The sequence below is a fragment of the Streptomyces sp. CA-142005 genome (genome assembly GCF_050942335.1).
Classification (GTDB): domain Bacteria; phylum Actinomycetota; class Actinomycetes; order Streptomycetales; family Streptomycetaceae; genus Streptomyces.
The window spans coordinates 9,070,695-9,084,241 of record NZ_CP192078.1; the positions used below are offsets into that span (position 1 = coordinate 9,070,695).

General features: G+C 73.0%; 8 protein-coding genes. 2 read left to right on the forward strand and 6 right to left on the reverse strand.

Annotated features, from left to right (window positions below; all coding sequences use genetic code 11):
* Positions 1 to 13: 13 nt before the first annotated feature.
* The 5 genes from ACQPXS_RS41875 to ACQPXS_RS41895 form a co-directional block, all read right to left on the reverse strand.
* Positions 14 to 2,830: an NHLP bacteriocin export ABC transporter permease/ATPase subunit gene (locus tag ACQPXS_RS41875; RefSeq protein WP_433454737.1), complete on the reverse strand. Its 2,817-nt coding sequence runs from the start codon at positions 2,828 to 2,830 to the stop codon at positions 14 to 16.
* A 1-nt stretch (position 2,831) separates the two neighbouring features.
* Positions 2,832 to 5,054 (reverse strand): NHLP family bacteriocin export ABC transporter peptidase/permease/ATPase subunit, encoded by a 2,223-nt coding sequence (locus ACQPXS_RS41880; protein ID WP_433454738.1) that lies wholly within the window; start codon positions 5,052 to 5,054, stop codon positions 2,832 to 2,834.
* Positions 5,051 to 5,857 (reverse strand): HlyD family efflux transporter periplasmic adaptor subunit, encoded by an 807-nt coding sequence (locus tag ACQPXS_RS41885; RefSeq protein ID WP_365325050.1) that lies wholly within the window; start codon positions 5,855 to 5,857, stop codon positions 5,051 to 5,053. The genes ACQPXS_RS41880 and ACQPXS_RS41885 overlap by 4 nt, the downstream gene beginning before the upstream one ends.
* Positions 5,858 to 5,956: 99 nt before the next feature.
* On the reverse strand, positions 5,957 to 6,172 hold the full coding sequence (locus ACQPXS_RS41890; RefSeq protein WP_153537100.1) for a type A2 lantipeptide: 216 nt from the start codon (positions 6,170 to 6,172) through the stop codon (positions 5,957 to 5,959).
* Between the two features lie 455 nt (positions 6,173 to 6,627).
* Positions 6,628 to 7,041 carry a PaaI family thioesterase gene (locus tag ACQPXS_RS41895; RefSeq protein WP_433454739.1) on the reverse strand — a complete coding sequence of 138 codons (414 nt, stop codon included), beginning with the start codon at positions 7,039 to 7,041 and terminating at the stop codon, positions 6,628 to 6,630.
* A 199-nt stretch (positions 7,042 to 7,240) separates the two neighbouring features.
* On the opposite strand from ACQPXS_RS41895, the gene ACQPXS_RS41900 reads away from it, so the two are divergent.
* A complete protein-coding gene (locus ACQPXS_RS41900; RefSeq protein WP_433456185.1) occupies positions 7,241 to 8,614 on the forward strand; it encodes a S1 family peptidase in 1,374 nt (457 codons plus the stop codon).
* Positions 8,615 to 8,736: 122 nt separating this feature from the next.
* Here ACQPXS_RS41900 and ACQPXS_RS41905 read toward each other — a convergent pair whose 3' ends face one another.
* Entirely contained in the window at positions 8,737 to 10,881 is a 2,145-nt protein-coding gene (locus ACQPXS_RS41905) for a SpoIIE family protein phosphatase (RefSeq protein WP_433454740.1), read from the reverse strand.
* A 196-nt stretch (positions 10,882 to 11,077) separates the two neighbouring features.
* Between ACQPXS_RS41905 and ACQPXS_RS41910 the strand changes: the two genes are divergently transcribed.
* Positions 11,078 to 13,537 carry a SpoIIE family protein phosphatase gene (locus ACQPXS_RS41910; RefSeq protein WP_433454741.1) on the forward strand — a complete coding sequence of 820 codons (2,460 nt, stop codon included), beginning with the start codon at positions 11,078 to 11,080 and terminating at the stop codon, positions 13,535 to 13,537.
* Positions 13,538 to 13,547 lie beyond the last annotated feature (10 nt).

Here is a 13,547-nt window from a genome sequence, read left to right on the forward strand (position 1 = left end):
GTCGCGGCGGACGTCACGTCAGCTGCCGGCGCACCAGCTCGTGCAGCCGGCCCGTGGTGTCGGCCAGCAGGTCCCCCGGTGCGCCCTGCTGGACGACCTTCCCGTCCTCCATCACGATCACCCGGTCGGCGTCCAGGACCGTCGACAGCCGGTGCGCGATGACGACGCGGGTGGCGTTCAGCTTGCGGGTGCTGTCGATGACGATCCGCTGGGTGTCGTTGTCCAGGGCGCTGGTGGCCTCGTCGAAGAACAGGATGCGCGGGCGCCGGATCAGCGCCTGCGCGATCATCAGCCGCTGGCGCTGACCGCCGGAGATCGCGCCGTTGCCGCCCACGATCGTGTGCAGCCCCATCGGCATCCGCTTGATGTCCTCCGCGAGCCCCGCCATCTCGGCTGCCGCCATCGCCTCCTCCGGCGTGTACGGCTCGGTGCCGCAGATGACGTCCAGGATGGAGCCGGTGAACGGCTGCGCGTGCTGGAGCACGACCCCGCACTGGCGGCGCACGGCCGACTGGTCGAGCGCCGCGAGGTCCTGGCCGTCGTACAGGACGCTGCCGGAGACCGGCTTGTCGAAGCCGATGAGGAGCCGGAGCAGGGTGGACTTGCCGCAGCCGCTCGGGCCGACGACCGCCACGAACTCGCCCGGCCGGACGGCGAAGGAGACGTCGTCCAGGACGAGCGGACCGTCGTCGGCGTACCGGAAGGACAGCCGGCGGGCCTCGATGGCGCCCGACAGCGGACCCGGCCGGGTGCTCGACGTGCGCACCTCGGGGGTCGCCTCGAAGACCGGCTCGATCTCCTCGAACAGCGGCAGCGCGGCCACCGCCGAGACGAAGGAGCCGGTCAGCTGGGTGACCGAGGTCAGCACCATCGTCACGGAGGTGTTGAAGGTCAGGAAGTCCGCCGCCGACATCGCGCCCCTCGCCGGGCCCGCCAGCAGCATGAACATCAGCAGCGTGCACACCGGCAGATAGATCCCGCCGAGCACCGTGGTGAGGTTCTTGATCCGGCCGACCTTCTGCTGCAGCTCCCGGCTGCGCGCGAACTCCCGCGCCCAGGCCGCGTACGCGTAGTTCTCCGCCGCCGCCACCCGCAGCTTGGGCAGGCCGCGCAGGGTCTGGAAGGCCTGGTTGTTCAGCTTGTTGCCGAGCACCGTCAGCTTCCGCTGCCAGCGCACCTGCCACAGCCCGAGCCCCAGGAACACGGCGGCGATGACGACGAGCATGCCGAGCGCGGCCAGGGCCATCGACGGGCTGTACCAGAACAGCAGGCCCAGGTTCATCGCGCCGACGGTCACCGACTGCGCGACCACCGGGCCGACGCCCGCCAGCAGCCGGCGGATCGCGCTGATGCCCATGGCCGCGCTGGCGAGTTCACCGGTGGAGCGCTGGGTGAAGAAGCGGGTGGGCAGGCGCAGCAGCCGGTCCCAGACGGCCGGCTGGAGCGCCGCCTCGATCCGGCCCTCCAGGCGCAGGATGGACAGGTTCTCCAGCAGCGTGAACGCCGCCGCGACCACTCCGCTCACCATCACGGCCAGGCACACCTGGACGATCAGGCCCGTCTGCGCCCTCGGCACGTACTCGCCGAGCACCTTGCCCGTCGCGACCGGTACCAGCGCGCCGATCGCGACCGTCACCAGCCCGGCGAGCAGCAGACCGAGCAGATCGCCGCGGGTGCCCTGCAGGCTGAACCGCAGCAGAACGAACGGCGTCAGCGCCTTGTCGGGCAGCGGCCGGTAGAACATCACCGCGCGCGGCTCGAACTCCTCCGCGTTCGCCTTCTCGATCGGCGTCTCGCGTCCGGTGCCGGGGTGCACGGCCACATAGCCGCCGCGCCGCCACAGCAGTGCGACCGGCGCGCCCGACAGCGCCCGGTGCCCGACCAGCGGGCCCACGTTCTCCCGCCACCAGCGCCCCTGCAGCCGTACGGCCCGGGCGCGCACCCGGGAGGCGAGCGCCACCCGTTCGACGGGGTCGAGGCGTTCGCTCTCCGTGCCGCTCTGCGCCGGCTCGGCGAGCTTGATCCCGGCCGCCTCGGCGACCAGCTTGCACGCGGCGTAGCCGGCGTCGGCGTCGGCCGCCGTCGTCCGGCGGGCCGAGCGCTTGCCGATGGAGGCCAGCAGGGTCTGGTCGGCCTGGGCGCGCACCGCCTCACCGGCCTTGATCCCGGCGGCGGTGCGGGTCTCGTGAGTGCGCTCCAGCTGCTCGATCCACCGGTCCAGCGCGGTCAGCAGCCGGTACTGCTGGTCGACCATGGACTGCCACAGCGCCGGGTCCATCAGCAGGTCGGCGGCGGCCTCCGCGCCGTACAGCGAGCCGTACTGGACGCTGCCCGGCGGCACCTGCATCCAGAACACGTCGTCGTCGGACGGCGTGGCGGCCCGGTCCTCCGCCATTGGCGCCTGGAACAGCACGGACAGGCCGCGGCCGACGCCGAGCGCGACCGCGTACTCCAGCGGGCTGGTGGCGGGCGGCACGTACTGGGGGTTGCCGTACTCGTCGTACGACCAGGTCTGGGTGTTCGCCGGCTGGTACAGCTCGCGCAGGTTGACGCGGTGCACGACGCAGTCCCGGACCGGGCGGGCCACCAGGGTGTGCTGGGGTCCGGCGACCGGGCCGAGCAGCAGCGTGCCCGGCTCCAGCCGGCCCAGGTGGTGCCAGTGGCCCTGCTGGACGGCGTCCACCGCGAACAGGTCCAGGGCACCGGCCGCGACCAGCCACAGCACCTGCGGGCCCTCCAGGTCCAGGCGGTTGAAGCCGGCGCAGTCGATGCGGGTGCCCATGGACCCCAGCGCACCGAGCACGAGGTCGCCTTCGCCGACGGTCGTCATCTCATCGCTCCCTGACCAGCGCGGCGTACGTGCCACCGTGCGCCACCAGCTCCTCGTGCCGCCCGCGCTCCACGACCGTGCCGTGCTGGAGCACGACGATCTCGTCGCTGTCGCGGACCGTGCTCAGCCGGTGCGCGATCACCACGCAGGCACAGCCGCGCCGGCGCAGGTTGTCCATCACGACCAGCTCGGTCTCCGCGTCCAGCGCGCTGGTCACCTCGTCCAGCACGAGGATGCTCGGCCTGCGGACCAGGGCCCGGGCGATTTCGAGCCGCTGCCGCTGGCCGCCGGAGAAGTTGTGCCCGTCCTGCTCGACCCTGCTGTGGATGCCGCCGGGCCGGCGCACCACCACGTCGTACAGGGCCGCGTCCTTCAGCGCCTCCACCACGGCCTCGTCGGGGATCGACGGGTCCCACAGCGCCACGTTGTCGCGGACCGAGCCCTCGAAGAGGAACACGTCTTGGTCGACGAAGGAGACGGAGGCGGCGAGCGCGCCGCGCGGGATGTCCTCCAGACGGCGGCCGTCGATGCGGATCACCCCGTCCCACGGGGCGTACAGGCCCGAGATCAGCCGGGACACCGTCGACTTGCCGCTGCCGGAGCCGCCGACCAGGGCCACCTGCTGCCCCGGTCCCACGGTCAGGTCGAAGCCGCTGAGCAGCGGTTTGTCCAGCGGGCTGTAGCCGAAGGTGATGTTCTCCAGCTCGACGTGTCCGTGCAGCCGGCGGGTGGAGTCGGCGCCGCCGGGGCGGGCGTAGAGCGGGTCGGCCTGGAAGTTCTCCACGTCCTTCAGCCGGGCCACGTCGGCCGCGAAGTCCTGGATGCGGCCCGCGACGCCGTTCAGCCGGGTGAGGGGAGCGGTGAAGCGGGTGACCAGCGCCTGGAAGGCGACCAGCAGACCCACCGAGATGTGCCCCTCGACCGCGCGCAGTCCGCCGATCCACAGGATCAGCGCGCTGTTGAAGGTGGCGAGTGTCGGCGCGACCACCCCGAGCCAGGCGCTCGGCACCCCGAGCCGCTGCTGCTCCTCCAGCGTGGTGGCGTGCTGCCCGGCCCACTTGCGGAAGAAGCCGTCCTCACCGCCGGTCGCCTTCATCGTCTCGATCAGCTGAAGACCGGTGTACGACGTGTTGGTGAGCCGTGCCGTGTCCGCGCGCAGCTTCGCCGTACGGGTCGCGCGCAGCCGGACGACCAGCCGCATGGCGACCACGTTGAGCAGCGCCACGCCGATGCCGACGAACGTCAGCTGCGGGTCGTAGGTGTAGAGCAGGACGGCGTACAGGACGACGACGATCGCGTCCACGCCGGCCGCCGCCAGGTCGCGGGCCAGGGTCTCGGCGACCTGGTCGTTGGACTGCAGGCGCTGCACCAGGTCGGCGGGGGAGCGCTGGGCGAAGAACGTCACCGGCAGCCGCAGCAGATGGCGCAGGAAGCGGGCGCTGGAGAGGGTGGAGGAGATGATCCGGCCGTGCAGCAGGTTGGCCTGCTGGAGCCAGGTCAGCACCAGGGTGAGCAGGACGCAGGTGCCCATCGAGGCGAACAGCACGCCCAGCAGCGAGGTCTGGCCGCCGATGAGGAACGTGTCGATGTAGGTGCGGCTGAGCGCGGGCACGGCGGCGCCGACCGCGACGAGCAGGAGGCTCGCCAGGACGGCGGCGGGGAGGGTGCCGGCGGTGCCGCGCAGCCGGGCCGGCATCGCACCGAGCACCCCGGGCCGTCGCCCGCCCTTGGTGAAGCCGTCGCCGGGCTCCATCACCAGCACCACACCCGTGAAGCTGCCGTCGAACTCCTCCATGGGCACGAAACGGCGGCCCTTGGCGGGGTCGTTGATGTACACGCCGCGCCGGCCGAAACGGCGGCCCATGCCGTCGTAGACGACGTAGTGGTTGAACTCCCAGAACAGGACGGCCGGTGCCTGCACCTCGGCGAGGGCGGCCAGGTCCATCTGCATGCCCTTGGCCGTCAGTCCGTAACTGCGGGCCGCCTTCAGCAGGTTGGAGGCGCGCGAGCCGTCGCGGGAGACGCCGCAGGCGATGCGCAGCTCCTCCAGCGGGACGTGCCGGCCGTAGTGGCCGAGGACCATGGCGAGGGAGGCGGCGCCGCACTCGACGGCCTCCATCTGGAGCACGGTGGGCGTACGGACCGTGCCGCCGCGGGGTTTGGGGACCGGCCGCTTGGCCGGGGCGGCGCGTCTGCGGCCGCGGGATTCCTGCGTGGCGGTCACGGAAGGAGCCAATCGACGGGGCGCTGGTCGGCCAGCTTGATCGAACCGGAGGCGAGCGTCATGGAGTCGAGCCGGAACGGCGGCCCGCCGGTGGTGGACCAGTGGTAACCGCTCTTGGTGCCGGCCGACTTGTCGAGGGAGACCAGTACGGCCACCGGGCGGCCCTTTCCGGTGAACTGCTGCCCGAGCTGGCTGTCGCCGAGGAACGCGGAGATCGACTGGGCGGACTGCGCGGTGCGGTCCACCGACTTCACATGGCCGCGCAGCACGCCGTAGGTCTGCGTCGGCACCGAGGAGACGGTGAGGTCGACGGCGGCGTGCGCCGGGATGGCGGCGGCGTTCTCGGCGGGCACGTACACGGTGGCGTACAGCGGGTCGGAGGCGTGCGCGATCTTCTCCACGGCGGCGACATTGGTGCCGGTCTGGATGATCTGGCCGATGGTGGCGGCGAGCGTGGTGACACGGCCCGCGGCGACCGTACGGACCACGGAGTCGCCCTGGCTCGTACGGACCTTGAGGACCGGGGCGTTCGCGGGCAGCCGCTCGCCCTGCCGGGCGAGGACGGCCGTGACCTGGCCGGACACCGGGCTCTGCAGCAGATAACTGCCCTGCCCGTGCGTGAGGATGGCCGGTGCGCTCACCGTGGAGGCGACCGAACCGGTCACCGCCCACACGGAGGCGGCCGCCATGACGACGACGGTGACGCCGAGGGCGAGCCAGCCCTGGGGGCGCGCCAGGCGCACCGGGAGGTCCAGCTCTTCCGGCGACTGGAGCTTGGCGAGGGCCTGTTGGCGGAACTGCACGGAACTTCCCTCACCTGTGGGAGAGACGCGGGTGTTTCAGGCAACCGAGAGCCCCGGAGTCGGGAAACGACTCCGGGACTTCGATGCGACGAGGTGCGATCAGAGACCGGCGACCAGGTCGGTGACCGGCTGCACGTTCAGGCCGGTGACACCCTCGACGGTGCCGATGGCCGTGTCGGCCACACCGGAGACCGGCGCGATGCCGTTCAGGGCGCCCGTGGCGGAGTTGAGTGCGTTCACGGACAGACCGCCGGAGACGTTGTCGAGCTCGGCGTCCGAGATCTCGACGGTCTCGACCTGGGGGGTGGAGTTCATGGTGGAACTTCCCTTCCTAATGGATATTTCACAAGGGGGGAGCGGCCCCCCTCTGGGAACAGACGGACGGCCGCGACCGCGGGCGCCGGGCCCCCGTCGCCGGGAGCCCGCCGCGACCCCCGCGGTGCGATGGATCAAAGCACGCAGGCGGGGCGCGCTTCCAATCAACCAGGGCTCTCACCAGGGCACTTGATGCACGAAGGGGTACATCCGTGCAGGCGTGCGCACGCCGCGTCGGCGACTCCTTCACATGCGGCACGGCATCGGCGCGTCCGGTCTCTTGCCCATCGGACGGCGAATCCGGCACTCCTCGCCAAAGGAGTGCGCGGGGGCGCGCGAATGTGCAGATCCCCCGTCGTCCGTGACTTGGTTGAGTATTCAATGTGCAGATTCCCTGAAGCAGGGATTCCGCAATGCGCCCGGAACGGACCGTTACCGATCGGTAGCAGTCCGTGTCAGCCCAGAATCGCGTACACCGTGCTCGCCCGGGCCGCGAGCGCGCCCGAATCCGCGTCGCTGAGCGTGATGTCCGCGAACGCCATCCGGCGGCCCAGCTTCGTCAGCACCGCTTCGATCCGGACATCCGTACCGGTCACCGCCCGCTGGAACGACGTCGACTGCTGAACCGTCGTCATCGGCACGAAACCGCCCCGCGCGGCGGACACCGCGATCACCGTCGCCGTGTCGGCGGCCGCCATCAGCGCCTGCCCCGACAGCCCCCCGCCCTCCCGGGCCAGCCGCTCGGACCAGGGCAGTCGCAGCACGGCCCGGTCCTCGCCCACCGCCTCGACGGCGAGCCCGAGATCGAGCACCCAGGGCGCGAAGTTGGCGGAGAGGATCTTGTCGGCTTCGGCGGGGGTCATCGTCATATGGGGGATTGTTCCCGGCCGCCCGTCCGCGACACGCGGACCCTGGCCGATTCGCCCGCCCGGCACGGCCGTTGGGAAACGGAATTGAACACACCGCACGGCCGGTGCGTACGTACGGCCATCCAGGCGCCCCGATACGAACTGCCCGTCAGCGGCAGACCCCCGTCCCAGGAGGTCGAGAAGTTTGAGTCACAAGCGAATGCCCAAGCGCAAGGCAGCGATAGCGGTGGGCGGCGTCGCGGCGCTCGGAGCGGCGGCCCTACTGCTGCCCAACGCCAACGCCTCGCAGGACAGGAGCGGCGACAACGCGGCGTCGGGCACCAACGGCACCGCGAAGACCCTGAAGGCCACGCAGGCCTCCGGCCTCGCCGCCCAGCTCCAGAAGATCCTCGGTGACGCCTTCGCCGGGTCGTACTACGACGGCGGCAAGCAGCGACTCGTCGTCAACGTGGTCAACGGCGACAGCAACACCATCGTCCAGGCGAAGAAGGCGGGCGCGGTCGTCCGCCAGGTGAAGAACAGCACGCGCGAGCTCAAGGCCGCCGCCGGCACGCTGAGGACCAAGGCGACGATCCCCGGCACCTCCTGGGCCGTGGACCCGCGCACCAACAAGGTCCTGGTCACCGCCGACTCCACCGTCACCGGCGCCCAGTGGGACAGACTGCAGTCGACCGTGCGGAGCCTCGGCTCCGGCATGGCGACGCTGAAGAAGTCCGCCGGCACCTTCAAGACCTTCGTCTCGGGCGGCGACGCCATCTTCTCCCAGGTGCAGGGCGGCGGCGTCCGCTGCTCCCTCGGCTTCAACGTCACCGCCTCCGACGGCAGCCCCGCCTTCCTGACGGCCGGTCACTGCGGCGTCGCCGCCAAGGACTGGTCCGACTCGCAGAACGGCCAGCCCATCGCCACCGTGGACCAGGCCACGTTCCCCGGCAACGACTTCTCGCTCGTCAAGTACAACGACCCGGCCACGCAGGCGCCCAGCGAGGTCAACACCGGCAACGGCCAGACCGTCCAGATCACCCAGGCCGCCGACGCCACCGTCGGCGAGACCGTGTTCCGCATGGGCTCCACCACCGGTCTGCACGACGGCCAGGTCACCGGGCTCGACGCCACCGTCAACTTCCAGAGCGAGACCGACCCGAACGGCGTCGACACCGTCAACGGCCTCATCCAGACCGACGTCTGCGCCGAGCCCGGCGACAGCGGAGGCTCCCTGTTCACCCAGGACGGCGGCGCGGTCGGCCTCACCTCCGGCGGCAGCGGCGACTGCACCAGCGGCGGCGAGACCTTCTTCCAGCCGGTCACCGCCGCCCTGCAGGCCACCGGCGCGACGCTGGGCAACGGTGGCGGCGCCGGCAACGGAGCGGGCGACCAGTCGGGCGCCGGTGACCAGTCCGGCGGCTCCGCCGACCCGTCGGCCTCGGCGGGCGACCAGTCCGGCGCCGGCGACCAGTCCGGTGCGGGCGGCGACCAGTCCGGCGGCTCCGCCGACCCGTCGGCCTCGGCCGGCGACCAGTCCGGTACCGGTTCCGGCTCCGCGGACGACGGGTCGTCCCTGACCAGCACGCGCTGACCGCTCCGCGGGGGAGTGCCGCGAGTCGCCCCCGTCCCCATCTCCCCGCCGGCCTCACCCGCGGTTCCGGCCGGCGGGGAACGGTCCGGCCCTCCGGTGGAGGGCCGGACCGCCGCATGCCGTCAGGGGCCTTCACACGCCCGAAGCAGCAGTACCGCCACGTCGTCCGACCGCTCGCGCGCCGCCGCGCTGTGCCGGATCACCTCGTCCGCGAGCCGCTCCAGCGGGTGGTCGCCGATCTCCGACAGCAGCGCGGCGAGCCCGATCAGCGCCTCCTCGATGTCCGTACCGGGTGTCTCCACCAGGCCGTCGGTGTACAGGACGAGCACCGAGCCGGGAGCCAGGGACACCTCGGTCGTCGGATACACCGCGTCCGGGTCGATCCCGAGCAACGGACCACCGGCCAGGTCCAGCACCCGCACCTGCCCGTCCGGCCGTCTCAGCAGCGGCGGCGGATGCCCCGCCCGCGCCATGACGGCCTGTCCGCGCGCCGGATCCAGCCGCAGATACAGGCAGCTGGCGAACAGCTCGGTACCGAGGTCGATCAGCAGCCGGTTGGTGCTGCTCATGACCTCGTGCGGGGCCTGCCCGACCGTGGTGTACGCCCGCACCCCGGTGCGGATCTGCCCCATCAGGCCCGCCGCGGTCACGTTGTGTCCCTGGACGTCCCCGATCACCGCGGCCGTGAGCGGCAGCGTCGGCACCAGGTCGTAGAAGTCGCCGCCGATCTCCATGCCCTGGGTGGCCGGCAGGTAGCGGGCGGCCGCCTCGATTCCGGGCGGCGGCGTCAGCGAGTTCGGCAGCAGGGCCTGCTGGAGCCCGTGCGCGAGCCGGTGCTTGGCGTCGTAGAGCAGGGCCCGCTCCAGCGCCTGCGCGATCAGTCCGCCCAGGGACGTCAGTACGGCCCGCTCGTCGGCCGGGAAGAGATGCGGCTCGGCGTACGCCAGCACACACGTGCCCACCGGCCGCCCGGACGCGATCAGCGGCAGATACGCCCAGGCCGCGAAGCCGTCCGGGGTCGCGTGCCGGCCCGGATACAGCCGTTCCAGCTGCTCCCGGGAGTCGAAGAACGCGGGCACCCCGCTGTTCAGCGCGTGGGTGCCCGGGGTCCGTTCGGTGAGCGGCAGCCCGTGGAACCGCTCCGCGGTGTGCGGATCCGGGTAACCGCGGTGTCCCAGCACGTGCAGCCGCCCGCCCCGCGAGCCGAGGATCACCATCGCCTGGCTGCCGACCGCCGGCGCCACCTCGTCCCAGACCAGCTGCACCACGTCCTGCACCCCGACCGCCTCGGTCAGCGCGCCCGCGAAGCTCAGCACCTGGGAGATCGTCACCAGCCGGGGCGGCGGCGCGTCCTTCCGCGCCGGCCCGCGCGCCATCTCCGCCACCGCCCTGGCCCGGCTGATCCGCACGCTCAGTCCCGTGGTGCTCGGATACATCCGGAACGACAGCCACTCGCCCGGCGGGCGCAGCGCCGTGAACGACGTCACCTGCTGGCTGAGCAGCGCCCCCCGGTAACGGTCCTCGTACATCGGATCGTTCAGCCAGGGCACCGACCCCCACAGCGGCGTGCCCAGCAGCTCCCCGGCCGGTCTGCCGAGCAGCTCGGCGGCGGCCGTGTTGAGGAACCCGATCCGGCCGTGCAGATCCAGCGACACCAGCCCGTACGGCAGCCGGGACACCATCCGCGTCGCCTCCACCGAGCCCAGCGTGTCCGCCACGGCCGACGCCGGCTCCGACGGCACATCGGCCCCCTGGTCGAGCGGCCGGTCCTCCCGCGCGGCCCGCTCCAGCCGCACCGCCAGCCGCTCGCAGGCCGTCCACAGATGGTCCCGCTCCCAGTCGGACAGCTCCGGCGGATGCGCCCCGGGCCAGGTCACGAACACCGCGCCGTACACCTGGTGCTCGGTCGCCACGGGCAGCGCGGCCAGCGCGAACGGGTACGGCAGCACCACCGCGATGCGCGGATAGCAGCGGGCCATCTGCTCCTCGCCGCCCACCCACACCAGCCGCCGGTCGTGCACCGCGTCGGCGACCGGGATCGGCGCGGACAGCCCGACCCGCTCCCACGGCGCCGCGAAGGCCCGGGGCATGCCCGCGTGCACCGCCAACTCCAGGACCGGCTCGTCGGGCCTGAGCAGGTAGACCCCGCCGGAGTGCGCGTGCACCTCCTGCATCATCGCGACCAGCGCAAGCGACAGCACCGGATGGGCGGCCGGTACCCCGCCGGCCGCCGGTGCCGGTCCCGGCACGTCGGACACGCCGACCACCTCCTTGCCCGGCCGCCTCGCGCGTCCTGGGCACCACACTCCCTCGCGGGCGGGCACCGCGCACGGCGAAACCCCCGCCGCGCGCCGGGGGCCCTCCGGTGGGGGGCGCCTTTCGGCGGGGCGGCATTCAAGTGAACGGGCTCGTCATGACCCCGAGCCTTCACAGGGGCTGCGCAGGAGCCCCACACGCGCTGTAATGGCGAACGTGGTGAGGAGCGAGGGCGCTGCGATCAGCAGAACGAGAACGGAGCGTGCCGAAGCCGCCCTGGACACGCTCGCCGCGGCACCCGCCACGCCGGACCGGCTCCGGAGGGTCCTCGAACAGGCGCTGGTGTTCGCCGGGGCGGCTTTCGCCGGGGTCTACACGCCCGGAGGCGACCCGGCCGAGCTGCTCCTCGCCGAGTCGGCGGGCCTGCCGCGCACCCTGTACGGGCTGCGCGACGGCTATGCGGCCGCCGGCGGTTCCCCGGTCGCCGAGGCCCACCGCACCGGACACCCGCTCTGGCTCGGCCCCGAACAGCTCGCCGGCTGCGCCGACGCACGGCGCACCCCGTCCGCGGACTTCTCCGTGGCCGCCCTGCCCCTCGGCGCGGCGGGCGGCGGCTGTCTGCTGGCCGTCAGCGAGCACCCCGGCGGCTTCGGGCCCGACGACCGCGCCTGCCTGGAGCTGGTCGTCCGCGCCATCGCCGTACCCCACCCGCCCGCGCCCGCCGAAGAGGGCGGCGAGCTGCCGCCGGACACCTTCAGCCTCGCCATGGACACGGGCCGGATCGATGTCGGCGACGAGATCCTTCGGCTGTTCGGGCTCGCCCGGGACGCCTTCGACGGCCGCGTCGAGACCCTGCTGGGACTCACCGTCCCCGAGGACCTGCCCGCGCTGATGTCCGTGGTCGAGGCCGACCACATGTCCATCGGCGACCGCGAGCTGGAGTTCCGCATCCTGCAGCCCTCCGGCCCGCCCAAGTGGCTGCGGCTGCGTGGCCGGCTGGTCCCCGCGGGCGAGGGCCGCTCCGCCCGGCTCGTCGGCACCGTCGCCGACGCCTCCACCCTGCGCTCCGACGTCACCGACGTGGCCCGGGTCCAGCGCCTGGCCGCCGCCCTCGCCACCGCCACCACCGTCAAGGACGTCGGCAAGGCGGTCGTCGCCGCCCTGCGCGGGCCGCTGCGGGCCGACCGGCTGGCGCTCGCCGAACTGGAGAACGACCGGCTCGTCGTCACCGTCCTCGACCCGCCCGAACCCGAGTCCTGGCCCGAGGTCTGGCGCACCGAATGGCGCACCGAGTGGCCCGACGCGCCGGTGCGCGCCATGCCCACCCTGGCCGCCGCGCTGCGCGAGGGCCGCTCCCGCATCTGGCCCGCCGGCAGTCCGCTGGAACCCGCCCTCGCCGAGGTCGGCCCCGGGGGCCTGGCGGTGCTGCCGCTGCCCGCCGGCGGCCGCATGGCCGGCGCCTGCCTGATCGGCTGGGACCGCCCGCACCACTTCAGCCCCGACGAACGGGCCCTGCTCACCGCCTGCGCGGGCCTCGCCGGGCAGGCGCTCCTGCGCGCCCACGCCTTCGACGCCGAGCACGAACTCGTCGGCATGCTCCAGCGCACCCTGCTGCCGCGCCGGCTGCCCCGGCTGCCCGGGGCGGTCGCCGTCGCCCGGTACCTGCCCACCACCGCCGGACTGGAGGTCGGCGGCGACTGGTACGACGTGATCCCGCTGGCGGACAACCATGTGGCGCTCGTCATCGGTGACGTCCAGGGCCACAACGCGGGCGCCGCCACGCTGATGGGCCAGATGCGCACCGCACTGCGCGCCTACGCCGCCGAGGGGCACGCGCCCGACGTGGTCGTCGCGCACGCCAACCGCCTCCTGCTGGACATGGAGACCGACCTGTTCGCCACCTGCGCCTACGTCGACGTCGACATGGAGCAGGGCACCGCCTGGTGCGTGCGCGCCGGTCATCTCCAGCCCGTGCTGCGGCACCCGGACGGCACCGCCGAGATCATGCGGGCCGAGGGCGGGCCGCCGCTGGGTGTGCTGGGGCAGGCCGATTTCCCGATGACCCCGCTGCGGCTGCAGCCCGGCACGGTGATCGCGCTGACCACCGACGGCCTCGTGGAGTCGCCCGGCGCCGACATCGACGTCGGCATGGACCGGCTCGCCGCCCAGCTGGCCGCCGCCGACCCCGAGCACCTCGGGCTGGTCGCCGACGCGCTGCTCACCGGCGCCCACCGCGGCGACGACGTCGCCCTGCTGCTGATGCGCTACGACGGCATGGCCGTACGCCCGCTGCGGGAGAGCTGGACGGTGTGGCGGGTACCGGAGGCGGTCCGGCACGCCCGCCGTTTCACCCGGCGCACCCTGCGCGGCTGGGGCGTCTCGCCGGACACGCTGGACACGGCCCTGCTGGTGGTCTCCGAACTCGTCACCAACGCCCTCGTGCACACCAACGGCCAGGTCCGCCTCGACATGAGCCTGATCAACCACCGGCTGCGGCTGGCCGTCGCCGACGCCTCCCCGCGCAGCCCCGTCAAGCCCACCAGCATCGGCTGGGAGGCCACCGGCGGCCGGGGCATCCTCCTGGTCGAGGCGGTCTCGGTGGCCTGGGGAACACTCCCGGTCAGCGGCGGCAAACAGGTCTGGGCGGACCTCGTACCCAGGGACTGACGGCCCCAGC

Coding starts and splice junctions, on each gene's coding strand:
- ACQPXS_RS41875 (WP_433454737.1), bottom strand. CDS start 2,830: ATGACGACCGTCGGCGAAGGCGACCTCGTGCTCGGTGCGCTGGGGTCC.
- ACQPXS_RS41890 (WP_153537100.1), bottom strand. CDS start 6,172: ATGAACTCCACCCCCCAGGTCGAGACCGTCGAGATCTCGGACGCCGAG.
- ACQPXS_RS41895 (WP_433454739.1), bottom strand. CDS start 7,041: ATGACGATGACCCCCGCCGAAGCCGACAAGATCCTCTCCGCCAACTTC.
- ACQPXS_RS41900 (WP_433456185.1), top strand. CDS start 7,241: ATGCCCAAGCGCAAGGCAGCGATAGCGGTGGGCGGCGTCGCGGCGCTC.
- ACQPXS_RS41910 (WP_433454741.1), top strand. CDS start 11,078: ATGGCGAACGTGGTGAGGAGCGAGGGCGCTGCGATCAGCAGAACGAGA.